This window comes from Caulobacter sp. NIBR2454, assembly GCF_027474405.1.
Taxonomy (GTDB): Bacteria; Pseudomonadota; Alphaproteobacteria; order Caulobacterales; family Caulobacteraceae; genus Caulobacter.
The window spans coordinates 2,000,958-2,014,687 of the sequence record NZ_CP114871.1 but is presented as its reverse complement, the minus strand read 5'-3'; the positions used below and the strand labels follow the sequence as shown (position 1 = coordinate 2,014,687).

General features: G+C 65.8%; 13 protein-coding genes. 12 read left to right on the top strand and 1 reads right to left on the bottom strand.

The features are described from left to right. Positions 1 to 6: 6 nt before the first annotated feature. From nuoN to O5K31_RS09825, 10 genes are all read left to right on the top strand, one after another. Positions 7 to 1,443: an NADH-quinone oxidoreductase subunit NuoN gene (gene nuoN, locus O5K31_RS09870; RefSeq protein WP_269713435.1), complete on the top strand. Its 1,437-nt coding sequence runs from the start codon at positions 7 to 9 to the stop codon at positions 1,441 to 1,443. After that, positions 1,444 to 2,184, top strand: a complete 741-nt coding sequence (locus O5K31_RS09865) for a biotin--[acetyl-CoA-carboxylase] ligase (protein WP_269713434.1) — start codon at positions 1,444 to 1,446, stop codon at positions 2,182 to 2,184. After that, positions 2,181 to 2,963 carry a type III pantothenate kinase gene (locus O5K31_RS09860; RefSeq protein ID WP_269717040.1) on the top strand — a complete coding sequence of 261 codons (783 nt, stop codon included), beginning with the start codon at positions 2,181 to 2,183 and terminating at the stop codon, positions 2,961 to 2,963. The genes O5K31_RS09865 and O5K31_RS09860 overlap by 4 nt, the downstream gene beginning before the upstream one ends. After that, positions 2,960 to 4,639 carry a ribonuclease J gene (locus O5K31_RS09855; protein ID WP_269713433.1) on the top strand — a complete coding sequence of 560 codons (1,680 nt, stop codon included), beginning with the start codon at positions 2,960 to 2,962 and terminating at the stop codon, positions 4,637 to 4,639. The genes O5K31_RS09860 and O5K31_RS09855 overlap by 4 nt, the downstream gene beginning before the upstream one ends. Positions 4,640 to 4,671: 32 nt before the next feature. Beyond that, the gene (gene mce, locus O5K31_RS09850; RefSeq protein WP_269713432.1) at positions 4,672 to 5,091 is read left to right on the top strand and encodes a methylmalonyl-CoA epimerase; all 420 of its coding nucleotides are present in this window, start codon (positions 4,672 to 4,674) and stop codon (positions 5,089 to 5,091) included. Next, positions 5,091 to 5,351, top strand: a complete 261-nt coding sequence (locus tag O5K31_RS09845) for a DUF1467 family protein (RefSeq protein ID WP_269713431.1) — start codon at positions 5,091 to 5,093, stop codon at positions 5,349 to 5,351. Before mce ends, O5K31_RS09845 begins: the two co-directional genes overlap by 1 nt. Before the next feature lie 304 nt (positions 5,352 to 5,655). After that, positions 5,656 to 6,984, top strand: coding sequence for a proline--tRNA ligase (gene proS / locus O5K31_RS09840; protein ID WP_269713430.1), 1,329 nt, complete (start codon positions 5,656 to 5,658; stop codon positions 6,982 to 6,984). Next, a complete protein-coding gene (locus tag O5K31_RS09835; protein WP_269713429.1) occupies positions 6,981 to 8,276 on the top strand; it encodes a lipoprotein-releasing ABC transporter permease subunit in 1,296 nt (431 codons plus the stop codon). Before proS ends, O5K31_RS09835 begins: the two co-directional genes overlap by 4 nt. Continuing rightward, a complete protein-coding gene (locus O5K31_RS09830; protein ID WP_269713428.1) occupies positions 8,269 to 8,958 on the top strand; it encodes an ABC transporter ATP-binding protein in 690 nt (229 codons plus the stop codon). The genes O5K31_RS09835 and O5K31_RS09830 overlap by 8 nt, the downstream gene beginning before the upstream one ends. A 4-nt stretch (positions 8,959 to 8,962) precedes the next feature. Further along, positions 8,963 to 9,436, top strand: coding sequence for a ribonuclease H (locus O5K31_RS09825; RefSeq protein ID WP_269713427.1), 474 nt, complete (start codon positions 8,963 to 8,965; stop codon positions 9,434 to 9,436). Here the strand turns inward: O5K31_RS09825 and O5K31_RS09820 are convergent. Continuing rightward, on the bottom strand, positions 9,433 to 10,065 hold the full coding sequence (locus O5K31_RS09820; RefSeq protein ID WP_269713426.1) for a methyltransferase domain-containing protein: 633 nt from the start codon (positions 10,063 to 10,065) through the stop codon (positions 9,433 to 9,435). The two genes, O5K31_RS09825 and O5K31_RS09820, sit on opposite strands and share 4 nt — an antisense overlap. Positions 10,066 to 10,170: 105 nt before the next feature. Between O5K31_RS09820 and sidA the strand changes: the two genes are divergently transcribed. Then, positions 10,171 to 10,263: a cell division inhibitor SidA gene (sidA, locus tag O5K31_RS18410; protein WP_369059646.1), complete on the top strand. Its 93-nt coding sequence runs from the start codon at positions 10,171 to 10,173 to the stop codon at positions 10,261 to 10,263. Positions 10,264 to 10,292: 29 nt separating this feature from the next. Next, positions 10,293 to 13,730, top strand: a complete 3,438-nt coding sequence (gene dnaE, locus O5K31_RS09815) for a DNA polymerase III subunit alpha (protein WP_269713425.1) — start codon at positions 10,293 to 10,295, stop codon at positions 13,728 to 13,730.

Below are 13,730 nucleotides of genomic sequence, written 5' to 3'. Positions count from 1 at the left end.
CATAAGATGAACCTTTCCTCCGCACTTTCTCTGGCCCTGCCGGAAGTCATCCTGGCGGCCTCGGCCCTGGTCCTGGTGATCTGGGGCGCGTTCCTGGGCCGCACCAGCGCGATCTTCTCCGGCGCCGCCGTCGTCGCTCTTCTGGCCGCCGCCGCCGCCGCGGCCATGGGCCCGCACGGCGTGGCGTTCAACGGCGCTTACGTCGCCGATGGCGTGGCCGCCTTCGCCAAGGTGGCGATCTACATCGCCAGCGCCTTGGCCATCCCACTGGGCGACAAGTGGCTCGGCGCGCGCGGCGACGCCAAGTTCGAGTTCCCGGTGCTGATCGTGCTCACCGCGCTCGGCATGGGCGTCATGGCTTCGGCTGGCGACCTGATCTCGCTTTATGTGGGCGTGGAGCTGCACTCGCTTGCCCTGTACGTCCTGGCGGCCTTCCGTCGTGACGACGCCAAGGGTTCGGAAGCAGGCCTGAAGTACTTCGTGCTCGGCGCCCTGTCGTCGGGCCTGCTGCTCTACGGCGCCTCGCTGATCTACGGCTTCGCCGGCTCAACCAAGTTCACCGACATCGCCGCCGTGGTTTCGAGCGGCGCCGACACCGGCGTTCTGTTCGGCTTGGTGTTCCTGATCTGCGGCCTGGCGTTCAAGGTCTCGGCCGCGCCGTTCCACATGTGGACGCCCGACGTGTATGAAGGCGCCCCTACGCCCGTCGTCGGCTTCTTCGCCGCCGCGCCGAAGCTGGCCGCCATGGTCTTGCTGGCTCGCGTGCTGCAGGAGGCCTTTGGCGGGGCGGAAGCCCAGTGGCGCCAGATCCTGGTCATCGTGGCCCTGCTATCGATCTTCGTCGGCGCCTTCGCTGGCCTGGCGCAGAAGAACCTGAAGCGCCTGTGGGCCTACAGCTCCATCGCCAATATCGGTTACGCCGTCCTCGGTCTGGCCGCCGGCGGCGAGGCGGGCATGCAGTCCATGCTGATGTTCCTGATCCTCTACATGGTCGATGTGACGGGCTTCTTCGCCTGCCTGTCGGCCCTGAACCGCGGCGGCAAGCCGATGGAGACGATCGAAGACATGGCCGGCCTGGTGAAGGAACGTCCGGGCCTGGCCCTGGCGATCACCGCCTTCTCGCTGTCGGCCCTGGGCCTGCCGCCTCTGTCCGGCTTCTGGGCCAAGTTCTATGTGTTCAAAGCCGCCATCGGTACGGGCGACGTGGTCATGCAGACCGCCGCCGTCCTGGGTCTGGTCGGCTCGGTCGTCGCCGCATTCTATTACCTGCGCCTTATCAAGGCGATGTGGTTCGACGCCACCGTCGGCGCGACGGACAAGCCGGAGGCCGGCGCGCGCCTGATCGCGTTCGCCATGGCGCTGTTCGCTTTCCCGGTCGTTCTGATCGCCCTGGCCTGGCTCGACCCTGTGGCCAAGGCCGCAGCCGCTGGTTTTGGGGGCTAGGTGGCGGGCGTCCCCGCCATCATCGCCTTCGACGAGATCGACTCCACCAACGCCGAAGCCCGTCGCCGGGCAGAGGCGGGCGAGGCGGGGCCGGTGTGGATCACCGCCGCCCGCCAAACCGCCGGTCGTGGCCGCCGCGGCCGGGCCTGGGAGACCGGGTCCGGCAATCTGGCCGCCAGCTATCTGTTCACGACATCCAAACCCCCGGCCGAGGCCGCCCAGGTCTCGTTCATCGCCGCACTAGCTGTGGCTGACCTGGCCGCCGCGTTTGTGCCCGCATCCCTCGTCAGCCTGAAGTGGCCCAATGACCCGTTGATCGCTGGCCGCAAGGCAAGCGGCATCCTGGTTGAGAGCGGCCAGCGGGACGGGATGCTGTGGGTCGTCGTGGGCGTCGGCGTGAACCTCGCGGCTGCCCCTGTGGCCGCCGAGCGCCCAGCCACCACCTTCGCTGAACATATGACCGCACCGCCGCCGGCGCCGCTGGACGCCCTGAACATCATGGCCGAGAGCTTCGAGCGTTGGCTGACCCTGTGGAACGGCGCTGGCTTCGAGCCGATCGCCGAGGCCTGGACCCGCCGCGCGCACGGTCTGGGTGAGGCCTGCATTGCGCGCCTGGGGACCGAGACGGTCGAGGGCGTAGCGGAAGGGCTGGACACGGACGGCGCCTTGAGGCTCCGTCTCGCCGACGGTTCGTTACGGCGCATCAGCGCCGGCGACGTCTTCTTCGGAGAGGCCGCCTGATGCTGCTGGCCATCGAGCAAGGCAACACCAACACCCTGTTCGCCGTCCACGATGGCGAGCGTTGGGTCGCGCAATGGCGGGCGGCGACGGACTCCTCGCGAACCGCCGATGAATATGCGGTTTGGCTGTCTCAACTGCTGCACATGGGCGGACTGACGTTTGGTGTGATCGACGCCTGCATCATCTCCAGCGTCGTGCCGCAGTCACTGTTCAACCTGCGCAACCTGTCGCGGCGCTATCTACACGTCGAACCGCTGGTGATCGGCGAGAACGCGAAGCTTGGCGTCGAGATCAGGATCGACAAGCCGTCGGAGGCTGGGGCCGACCGGCTGGTCAACGCGATTGGCGCGCACATGGTCTATGGCGGCCCGCTGATCGTCATTGACAGCGGCACGGCCACGACCTTCGACGTGATCGGTAAGGACGGGGCCTTCGAAGGCGGGATCATTGCCCCGGGCATCAATCTTTCCATGCAGGCGCTGCACGATGCGGCGGCCAAACTGCCCCGCATCGCCATCCAGAAGCCCGCGCGCATTGTCGGCAAAGACACCGTCGGCGCCATGCAGTCAGGCGTTTTCTGGGGCTACGTCTCCCTGATCGAGGGCCTGGTGGCCAGGATCAAGGCCGAGCGCGCCGAACCTCTCACCGTGATCGCCACCGGCGGCGTCGCCTCGCTGTTCGAAGGCGCGACCACGGCCATCGACCATTTTGACGCGGACCTGACGATCCGCGGCCTCCTCGAAATTCACCGCCGCAATACCCATCTTGGGGATATATGAAACCGAAAACCAACGACGAACTCGTCTTCCTGCCGCTGGGCGGGTCGAACGAGATCGGCATGAACTTCAATCTCTACGGCTACGGGCCGCCTGAAGATCGCAAGTGGGTCGTCCTCGACCTGGGCGTGACCTTCGGCGACCAGACGACGCCTGGGGTGGAGATCATTCTGCCGGATCCCGCCTTCATCGAGGAGCATGCCAAGGACATCCTGGGCATCGTCCTGACCCACGCGCACGAGGACCATATCGGCGCGGTGGCCTGGCTTTGGCCGCGCCTGAAGGCCCCAATCTACGCAACACCGTTCACCGCCTTCCTGCTGCGCGAGAAGCTGCGTGACGCCGGCCTGCTGGACGAGGTGTCGATCACAGAGGTGCCGCTGAGCGGCAGCTTCAACCTTGGCCCGTTCGGATTCGAGCTGATCACCCTGACCCACTCGATCCCTGAGCCTAACGGGGTTGCGATCCGCACGCCCCTCGGCACGATCCTGCACACCGGCGACTGGAAGATCGATCCAGACCCGATGCTGGGCAGCGCCACCGACGTGGCCGCCATCAAGCGCCTCGGCGACGAGGGCGTGCTGGCCATGGTCTGCGACAGCACCAACGTCTTCGTGGACGGCGAGGCCGGCTCCGAAGCCGGCGTCCGCGCCGCGATGACGCCGCTGATCGCCGGGTTGAAGGGCAAGGTCGCCGTGGCCTGCTTCGCGTCCAACGTAGCGCGCATGGACACCGTCATTCGCGCCGGTCAGGCGGCGGGCCGCAAGGTCTGCCTGGTGGGACGCTCCATGCACCGCATGGCGGCCGCCGCGCAGTCCGTGGGCCTGCTCAAGGATCTTGAGCCGTTCATCACCGACGATCAGGCCAAGTACGCGCCTGAGAACGAGGTACTGTTCCTCTGCACCGGCAGCCAGGGCGAGGCCCGCGCGGCTCTGGCCCGCATCGCCGACGGCTCGCACCCGCATGTGCGCCTGGGCGAGGGAGACCACGTCATCTTCTCGTCGCGGGTCATTCCGGGCAACGAAATCCCGATCCGCAACCTGCAGAACAAGCTCGCGGACCGTGGGGTGCGCCTCTACACCGAGCGCGATCATCCGGGCATTCACGTCTCCGGCCACCCGTGCCGGGACGAGCTGAAGCAAATGTACCAGTGGGCGCGGCCGCAGATCGCGGTGCCGACCCACGGCGAGCGTCGTCACCTGCTTGAACACGCCGCTTTCGCCAAGGACCTGCAGATCGCTCAAGCCATCGCCCCGCGCAATGGCGACATGGTCCGTCTGGCGCCGGGCCATCCCTCGATCATCGACGAGGTCGCCTCTGGCCGCCTCTACGTCGACGCTGGGGTGGTGACGCCTGAGAACGGCGACGCCCTGAGAGAGCGCCGCCACGCCTCGTTCAACGGCATGCTGGCGGTGTCGGTCGTCATTGATGGCCGCGGACGCATCGCGTCGGGGCCGCAGGTTCGCGCCATCGGCCTGCCGGGTGACGAGGAATACCCGCTCGAGGACGCCCTGGATGATCTGGCCGAGGAAGCCGAAGGCGCCTTCAAGCGCCTGGACGGAACCTCGCGCGAGATCGACGATCAGGTCGAGCAGGCCCTTTCGCGGGCGGTCAAGAAGGCCGCCTACCGGATTTGGGAGCGTCGCCCCGTGGTGGAGACCACGGTGCTGCGCCTGTAAGCTCGGCCGAAAGAGCAGGGGAGACGAAGCGCATGATCGGAAAGCTCAACCACGTCGGCGTCGCGACGCCGTCCATTGACGAAGCGGTGAAGATGTACCGCGACGTCCTGGGCGCGACCTCGATCACCGACAAGTGGGCCATGCCCGAGCAGGGCGTGTGGGTCTGTTTCGTCAATCTGCCCAACAGCCAGATCGAGCTGATAGAGCCCTACGGCGAAGCCTCGCCGATCCACGGCTTCTTGGCCAAGAACCCCAAGGGCGGCCAGCACCACATCTGCTTCGAGGTCGAGGACATCCTCGCCGCGCGCGATGCGATGAAGGCCAAGGGGGCGACCGTGCTGGGCGAGCCACGCATCGGGGCGCATGGCACGCCGGTGATCTTCATCCATCCCAAGGACATGGGCGGGATGCTTGTTGAACTGATGGAAACCCCCAAGGGCGAGCACCACTGATGGGACCGATCACCTCCATCGCCATCTTCCTGACCATCTGGTGGACGGTGCTGTTCGCCGTGTTGCCATTGGGCACGCGCAGCCATGCGGAGATGGGGATCGACCTGAAGGACGGCGGCGATCCGGGCGCACCGGTGAACCCGAATCTGAAACGCAAGTTCCTGACCACGACCTGGGTCTCGGCCGTGCTGTTCGTGATTTTGTTGCTGGTGATCCGCTTCGGCTTGATCTCCCTTCCGGAGATTCCGGCCAACTACTGAGGTCCTGGGGACTGAGGCGCCCAAGACTTGGGCGCATGCGCACGACGTGCCCCTTGATCGCTCAAAGCTTGGGCGGTTTCACCTGAAACCGGAGGGGTGTGCGGTTCCATCTGCGCAGCCCGCTGCGGCGCGGTTAGCGTTATCACATGAGGCAAGGCCTTCCCGCCTTGCTCCGTGGCGTAATTCCCCGACGACAACTACAGGCCGCGCCGTGTGCGCGGCCTTCTTTTCTCCACCTTCATTGCCAAGGCTGCGACCGAGGAGGTATCTCAGCTCCTTCGCTTTCGCAGGAATCTCGCCACCCATGCGCCTCTCGCGCTTTTTCCTGCCGGTGCTGAAAGAAGCCCCGGCTGACGCCCAGATCGTCTCCCATCAGCTGATGCTCCGCGCGGGCATGATCCGCCAGGAAGCGGCCGGGATTTATGCCTGGCTGCCGCTGGGCCTGAGGGTGCTGCGCAAGGTCGAGCAGATCGTGCGTGAGGAAATGGATCGCGCTGGCGGCGTAGAACTTCTGATGCCGACCCTGCAGCTGGCGGACCTGTGGCGCGAGTCGGGCCGCTACGACGCCTACGGTCCGGAGATGCTGCGCATCACCGACCGTCACGAGCGTGAGTTGCTCTATGGGCCGACCAACGAAGAAATGATCACCGAGATCTTCCGCGCCTATGTGAAGAGCTACAAGGACCTGCCCAAGAGCCTCTACCACATCCAGTGGAAGTTCCGGGACGAGCGGCGCCCGCGCTTTGGCGTCATGCGCGGCCGCGAGTTCCTAATGAAGGACGCCTATTCGTTCGATCTCGACGAGGCGACTGCGCGGGCCGCTTACAACCGGATGTTCGTGGCCTACCTGAACATCTTCTCGCGCATGGGCTTGAAGGCGGTGCCGATGCGCGCCGACACCGGGCCGATCGGCGGGGACCTTTCTCACGAGTTCATCGTTCTGGCAGAGACCGGGGAGAGCCAGGTCTTCTGTCACAAGGACCTGGTTGAGATGGGCGCGCCCGGACCCGACGTCGATTTCCAAGGCGACCTGCAGCCGCTGGTCGATCAGCGCATCGCTCTCTACGCCGCTACTGAAGAGATGCACGACGAGGCGGCGTTCAACGCCGTGCCGGAGGACAAGCGCCTGTCGGCTCGTGGCATTGAGGTCGGCCACATCTTCTATTTCGGCGAGAAGTATTCCAAGCCGATGAACGCCAAGGTGACCGGGCCTGACGGTCTGGAGCACTTTGTTCACATGGGCTCGTACGGCGTCGGCGTCTCGCGCCTGCTGGGCGCGATCATCGAGGCCAGCCACGACGAGGGCGGCATCATCTGGCCGGAATCGGTGGCGCCTTATGATCTGGCGATCATCAACCTGCGTCCGGGCGACGAGGCCTGCGACGCGGCGTGTGAGAAGACCTATGCGGCCATCCATGCCGCCGGCAAAACCGCGCTTTATGACGACACCGCCGACCGTCCGGGCGCCAAGTTCGCCACCATGGATCTGATCGGCATCCCCTGGCAGATGATCGTCGGCCCCAAATCGATCGCCGATGGCATGGTCGAGATCAAGAACCGGGCTACGGGCGAGCGCTCCACCGCGCCGCTTGACGCGGTGATCGCCGGCCTGACCCAAAAGGCCAACGCATGAAGCCCGAGGCGCTCGCTGGCAGCGTCGCGCCTCCTTTCAGCGCGTGGGAGCGCTCTGTCGCCGCCCGTTACCTGCGTTCCAAGCGCAAGAACGGAGGCGTGGCGCTGATCTCGATCATCTCGTTCATCGGCATCATGCTGGCGGTAGCGGTGCTGATCATCGTCATGAGCGTGATGAACGGTTTCCGCACCGAGCTGCTCGGCAAGATGCTGGGCTTCAACGGCCACCTGTTCGTGTCCGGTCAGGTGCTCAGCGACCCGGTGCAGACCTTCGCCGCAACCCAGCGCATCCGACGCGCGGACGACGTGATTCAGGCTGTACCCATGGTCGAGGCCCAGGCCATGGCCATTGGCCCTGCACAGATCACCGGCGCCATCGTGCGCGGCATCTCGCCGGCTGACCTCAAGGCGACGCCGATCATCGCTGGCAACATCAAGCGCGGCTCGCTCGACAATTTTGGTCGAGGCGAGTTCGGCGGCGACACGATCATGATGGGCGACCGCCTGGCCGAGGGGCTGGGCGTGCAGCCAGGCGACGTGGTCAAGCTTGTCTCCCCATCAGGGCCAGCCACCGCCTTTGGCACGGCGACCCAGGAAAAGGACTATGTGGTCGGCGGGGTGTTCTCGGTCGGCATGACCCAGTTCGACGCCGCCTTCATCTACATGCCGATGGAGCAGGCGCAGCTTTTCTTCGGCCGTGACCAGTCGGTCGATGTGATCGAGGTGAAGGTCCAGAATCCCGACCGGGCCCGTGACATGCGCCCCGTGGTCAGCCGCGCGGCCGGTCCGGGCGCGTTCGTCTCGGATTGGACCCAGAAGGATAAGGCCTACTTCGATGCTCTCCAGGTAGAGCGCGCGGCCATGCGTCTGATCCTGATGATGATCGTGGCCATTGCGGCGCTGAACATCATTTCGGGTCTGGTCATGCTGGTGAAGAACAAGGGCAAGGACATCGCCATCCTGCGCACCATGGGGGCGGGGCAGGGGGCTATCCTGCGCATCTTCTTCATGGCGGGCGCTTCGATCGGGGTGCTTGGCACGCTGGCCGGTCTCGCCGCCGGGGTGCTGTTCTGCACGTTCATCGAGCCGATTCAGAAAGTGCTGGAAGCCGTGACGGGCACCAAGGTGTTCAACGCCGAGATCTACTTCCTCAGCCACATCCCGGCGCGGATCGAATGGAGCGAGGTCGGTATCGTGACCCTGTTCGCAATGATCGTATCGTTCCTGGTCACCCTGCCGCCGGCGTGGCGGGCCGCCCATCTCGATCCGGTGGAGGCGCTGCGTTATGAGTGAGCCGATCCTCCATCTGAAGGGCGTCGAGCGCGTCTATGTCACCGAGGCTGGCAAGCTGCCGGTGCTCAAAGGCGTGGATGTGGACGTCAATGCCGGCGAGATCGTCGGCCTGATCGGTCCTTCGGGTTCGGGCAAGTCGTCGCTGCTGCACGCCGCCGGCCTGCTGGAGCATCCCGACGCCGGCGAGGTGGTCGTGGCCGGCCGCGACTGCTCGAACATGAACGAGCGCCAGCGCACGCGCGTCCGCCTATCGACCATCGGCTTTGTCTATCAGTTCCACCATCTGCTGCCAGAGTTCACCGCGCTCGAGAACGTGGCCATGCCGCTGCTGATCGCTGGCAAATCCAAGCGTGAGGCGGAGGACCGGGCCATGGAGCTGCTCAGCCAGCTTGGCCTTGGGCCCCGCGTGAAGCACCAGCCAGCCCAGCTGTCGGGTGGCGAGCAACAGCGCGTCGCCATCGCCCGGGCCTTGGCCAATCGCCCGCGCCTTCTGCTGGCGGACGAGCCGACGGGGAATCTGGACCCGACGACCTCCGCCTCGGTGTTCCAGTCGCTCTACGATCTGGCGCGCAACGAGGGCGTGGCCTGCCTGATCGCCACCCACAACATGGAGCTGGCGCGGTTCATGGACCGGGTGTTCGCCCTCAAGGACGGCCACCTGGAAGCGCGCCGCGACCTCTGATCCCATGAGCGTAAGTCTGTGGACCGCAGGCAGCGTCACCGGGCCGCCGGGCTATGGCGGCTGGAGCTTCGTCGTCGTGCAGGACGGCGTGGCGACGGGCGCGGCCGGCGGCGAGCGCCGCACGACCCTGCGCCGCATGCAGCTGACCGGCCTGATCGAAGCCCTGAAGTCGGTTCCGGTTGGCAAGAAGCTGATCGTCCACTGCGATGACGTGGCTATCGCGCAGATCGCCCTGACACGACTGGCCGCTAAGCCGGTCGAGGCGGAGGAGGGCGATCTGTGGGCGCTGATCGACGTGCTGCTCGCGCCCAGGCGTGAGGCCCTGGAATTTCGCCGCATGGCCATTCCGGGCGGCAGTCACGGTTTCGTCAGCGCCTGGGCTGATCAGGCGCGTGACAAGACCAAGGCGACCGGGCCGTTCCGCACGGCGATCCCGAGGCCAAACCTTCTGAAGTTCCCGGGGCTGCCCGCCGCCTAGGCGGTCTGGGGATCGGGATAGCGACCTTTGCGTGCGATCTCTTCGGGCCGCCGCTTGCGCAGCACGATCTCGATGGCGCTCTCGCCGGTGACCAGCACCGTCTGGTCGAAGCGGACCAAGCCCTGCAGGAAGCAGGCGTCCAGCACTTCCATCTTCTGCACGCTGACCTGATGGGTGAACTGGCTGAGCAGGTCCATGACGTTGATGGATCGCGGGCTCCAGCTCTCGCGCTTGCCCGTGGTGAAGGTCCACTTGTGATCGTCGTTGAAGGTCGAGGGGAAGATCCCCTGCTCGTACATGTCCTCGTCGGGGATCATGATGACGAGGTGGCCGCCCGGCTTGCAGATGCGAATCCAGTGGGCCAGAGCCACCTGCGGATCGACCAGGTGCTCCAGGCAGTGGCTGGAATGGACGAAGTCGAAGCTGTCGTCCGCCACGCCCTCCATAAGCATGGCGTCGCCGTCCGGCAGGTCCCAGCTGCGCAGGCTGGTCATCAGGGGAAACAGCTGGCCGTAGTTCCCGATGGTGTCCTGGCCAGCGCCGATGTCGATGCCGGCGCCGATCAGCCAGCGCGTGGCGAACCGGGCGTCGCCGGAGCGCCGCATGATCGACTTGCTGGTTTCCTGCATGGCTCGCCCCGTTTTTCGGGCGGCATGATGCAGCGATTCCGCAGAAGGGCTATTGACGAGAACAAAGTCGGAACATAGAACAAAAGGGCAACTCAGGAGGCTCTTATGGCACTTCGTCTCGCTCGTGAATCGCTGGCCCTTGCATCTGTCGCCGGCTTCGTCTGGATGATGTGTTCTATGGCGTTTCTGGTGGCCTGAGTCGGGGCCGCGCAGCGGGAGATGGTTTGATGACGGATGGCGCGGCTGAGGGTTTCGTCCATCTGCGCGTCCGCTCCGCCTACTCGCTGCTGGAAGGCGCTATCAAGGCCGACGCCATAGGCAAGCTGGCCGCCGAGCAGGATATGCCGGCCGCCGCCCTGACCGACCGGGCCAATCTTTTTGGGGCCCTGGAGTTCTCGGTCACCACCAAGGAATTTGGCGTTCAGCCCATCGTCGGTTGCGCCCTGCCGATCAGCGGCATCGGGGATCGCCCGCCGGAGCGTTGGGCGCGTACGCCGACCATCGTTTTGCTTGCGCAGAACGAGACTGGCTACCTCAACCTTTCGGAGCTTTCGTCCGCCGCCTATCTGACGGGCGACGGCATGGCCGAGCCCTTCGTGCCCTGGAGTCTGGTCGCCAAGCACAGCGAGGGGTTGTTGCTGCTTTCGGGCGGGCCGGACGGTCCGGTCGATCCGCTGTTCACCGCTGGGAAGACCGCCGAGGCTAATGCTGCCCTGGCCGAGATGGCCCGGGTGTTCGGCGATCGCTTCTATGTGGAGCTTCAACGTCACGGAAAGCACGAGGAGGCGTTGGCCGAGCCGGGCCTCGTAGCCTTCGCGTATGAGAACGACATCCCGCTGGTCGCCACTAACGACGTCTATTATGGCAAGGCCTCACTGAGCGAAGCACACGACGCCTTGCTGTGCATCGCCGACGGCGCCTTCGTGGGACAGGACGAGCGGCGTCGGGTCACCGGCGAACACTGGTTCAAGTCGGCCGCCGAGATGCGCCGGCTGTTCTCGGACCTTCCCGAAGCATGCGACAACACCCTCGACGTGGCCCGACGCTGCGCCTTCATGGTCAAGAAGCGCGACCCGATTCTGCCGCGCTTCGACACCGGCGCGGGCCGTAGCGAGCCCGAGGAACTGGCTCACCAGGCGCGGGAAGGGCTGAAAAAGCGCCTTGCCGCGCTGCAAACCCTGGCCGTCCCCGAGGAAGAATACTGGGCGCGTCTGGAGCGGGAGGTGGGGATCATCCAGAAGATGGGGTTCCCCGGTTACTTCCTGATCGTGTCGGACTTCATCAAATGGGCCAAGTCCCAGGGAATCCCCGTGGGACCGGGGCGCGGTTCGGGCGCCGGCTCGCTGGTCGCCTGGGCCCTGACCATCACCGATCTTGACCCGCTGCGGTTCGGCCTGCTGTTCGAGCGCTTCCTGAATCCCGAGCGGGTCTCCATGCCCGACTTCGATATCGACTTCTGCCAGGACCGCCGCGAAGAGGTGATCTCCTACGTTCAGGAGAAATACGGCCGCGACCGGGTGGCCCAGATCATCACCTTCGGCACCCTGCAGGCGCGCGCCGTGCTGCGCGACGTGGGCCGGGTGATGCAACTGCCGCTGGGGCTGGTCGATCGCCTCTGCAAGATGGTGCCGGCCAACCCCGCCAATCCCGTGACCCTGGCCAAGGCGATCGAGATCGAGCCGCGTCTGCAAGAGGCCAAGCGCGACGATCCCGCGGTTTCAGCCTGCCTGGACGTGGCCCTGCTGCTGGAAGGCCTGTTCCGCAACGCCTCGACCCACGCCGCGGGCGTGGTGATCAGCGACCGGCCGCTGACCGAGCTGACCCCGCTCTACAAGGACCCGCGGTCGGAACTTCCCGCCACCCAGTTCAACATGAAGTGGGTCGAAAGCGCGGGGCTGGTGAAGTTCGACTTCCTGGGCCTCAAAACGCTCACCGTGCTGGACCGGGCGGTCAAGCACATGGCCAAGCGCGGGGCGGCGGTGGACCTGTCGGCCCTGCCGTTCGACGATGCGCCTTCCTATGAACTGATGGGGTCCGGCGCGACGGTCGGTGTGTTCCAGCTGGAAAGCCAGGGCATGCGCGACACGCTGCGCAAGATGCGCCCTGGTACGCTGGAGGAGGTCACCGCCCTGATCTCGCTCTATCGACCGGGCCCGATGGACAACATCGATACCTTCGTCGACTGCAAGTTCGGCCGAAAGCCTGTCGACACCCTGCACCCCACCCTGGAGCCGGTGCTGCGCGAGACCTATGGGGTCATCGTCTATCAGGAACAGGTGATGCAGATCGCCCAGATCCTGGCGGGCTACAGCCTAGGTGAAGCCGATCTTCTGCGCCGGGCGATGGGCAAGAAGAAGAAGGAGGAGATGGACCTCCAGAAGGCGCGCTTCGTCAAAGGCGCGTCGGAAAAGGGCGTCCCCGAAGCTCAGTCGGACAGCATCTTCGAGCTGGTGGCCAAGTTCGCCGGCTATGGCTTCAACAAGTCACACGCCGCCGCCTACGCCCTCATCTCGTACCATACGGCCTGGCTCAAGGCGAACGCGCCGGTGGAGTTCTTCGCGGCCTCGATGAGCCTCGATATCTCCAACACCGACAAGCTGGCGGTGTTCTACCAGGACGCCCGCAAGTTCCAGATCAAGGTGCGGCCGCCCTGCGTGAACCGCTCCGGCGCCGACTTCGAGGTGGAGAACGGCGAGGTGCTCTACGCCCTCGGCGCCATCCGCAACGTCGGCCTGACCGCCATGCAGCATCTGATCGCCGTGCGCGAAGAGGGCGGGCCGTTCCGGGACATCTTCGACTTCGTCGAACGCGTGGACCCCAAGCAGGTCAACAAGCGCGCCCTGGAAAATCTGGCGCGGGCAGGGGCCTTCGACGCCATTCACCCCAACCGCGCCCAGATCATGGCCATGGCCGACAAGCTGGCCGCCTATGGCCAGAGCGTCGCCGCCGACCGCGTTTCGGACCAGCTCAGCTTGCTGGGCGGGGACAATGTCGCCTCGGCCCGGCCGCCCATGGCGCGCACCGAAGCCTGGAACCAGGTCCAACTTCTGGATGAAGAACTGGCCGCTGTCGGTTTCTACCTGACGGGGCACCCGCTGGACGACATGGTCGACGCCTTGCGACGCAAGCGCACCACCTTGCTGGCCGAGGCGATCGTCCGCGCCGAGGCGGGGGCCGAGGCTTTCAAGATGGCCGGCGTGGTCCGCCGTCGCCAGGAGCGGGTGCAGCAGAGCGGCGACCGGTTCGCCTTCGTCTCCCTGTCCGATCCCACGGGCGAATATGAAGTCCTGTTCCCACCCGAACAGCTGCGCCGCTGCCGTGACGTTCTGGAGCCGGGCAAGGCCGTGGTCATTAAGGTCCGCGCCAAGGGGCGGGACGGCGAGGTGCGCTTCTTCGGCGACGACGCCGAGCCGATCGAAAAGGCCATTGAGGGGGCTGTCGCCTCCCTGCGGGTCCACGTCTCGCCGCGATCGGCGGAGATCGACGCCCTGCGCAAGCGGCTAGAGGCCGGGGCGGGCCAGAAGGGTGGGGAGATCATGCTGATCGCCAGCCTCGAAGGCGGGCTGGAGGTCGAGCTCAAGCTGCCGGGCCGCTACAATCTGGATGCGCCCCTGCGCGGAGCGCTCAAGACAGCGCCGGGCGTACTCTATCTCGAGGAGGCATAA

Excerpts from the sequence above, each read along its gene's own strand:
- O5K31_RS09855 (WP_269713433.1), top strand. The coding sequence starts at position 2,960 with ATGAAACCGAAAACCAACGACGAACTCGTCTTCCTGCCGCTGGGCGGG.
- O5K31_RS09835 (WP_269713429.1), top strand. The coding sequence starts at position 6,981 with ATGAAGCCCGAGGCGCTCGCTGGCAGCGTCGCGCCTCCTTTCAGCGCG.
- O5K31_RS09820 (WP_269713426.1), bottom strand. The coding sequence starts at position 10,065 with ATGCAGGAAACCAGCAAGTCGATCATGCGGCGCTCCGGCGACGCCCGG.
- O5K31_RS09825 (WP_269713427.1), top strand. The coding sequence starts at position 8,963 with ATGAGCGTAAGTCTGTGGACCGCAGGCAGCGTCACCGGGCCGCCGGGC.
- O5K31_RS09845 (WP_269713431.1), top strand. The coding sequence starts at position 5,091 with ATGGGACCGATCACCTCCATCGCCATCTTCCTGACCATCTGGTGGACG.
- mce (WP_269713432.1), top strand. The coding sequence starts at position 4,672 with ATGATCGGAAAGCTCAACCACGTCGGCGTCGCGACGCCGTCCATTGAC.
- nuoN (WP_269713435.1), top strand. The coding sequence starts at position 7 with ATGAACCTTTCCTCCGCACTTTCTCTGGCCCTGCCGGAAGTCATCCTG.
- sidA (WP_369059646.1), top strand. The coding sequence starts at position 10,171 with ATGGCACTTCGTCTCGCTCGTGAATCGCTGGCCCTTGCATCTGTCGCC.
- proS (WP_269713430.1), top strand. The coding sequence starts at position 5,656 with ATGCGCCTCTCGCGCTTTTTCCTGCCGGTGCTGAAAGAAGCCCCGGCT.
- dnaE (WP_269713425.1), top strand. The coding sequence starts at position 10,293 with ATGACGGATGGCGCGGCTGAGGGTTTCGTCCATCTGCGCGTCCGCTCC.
- O5K31_RS09830 (WP_269713428.1), top strand. The coding sequence starts at position 8,269 with ATGAGTGAGCCGATCCTCCATCTGAAGGGCGTCGAGCGCGTCTATGTC.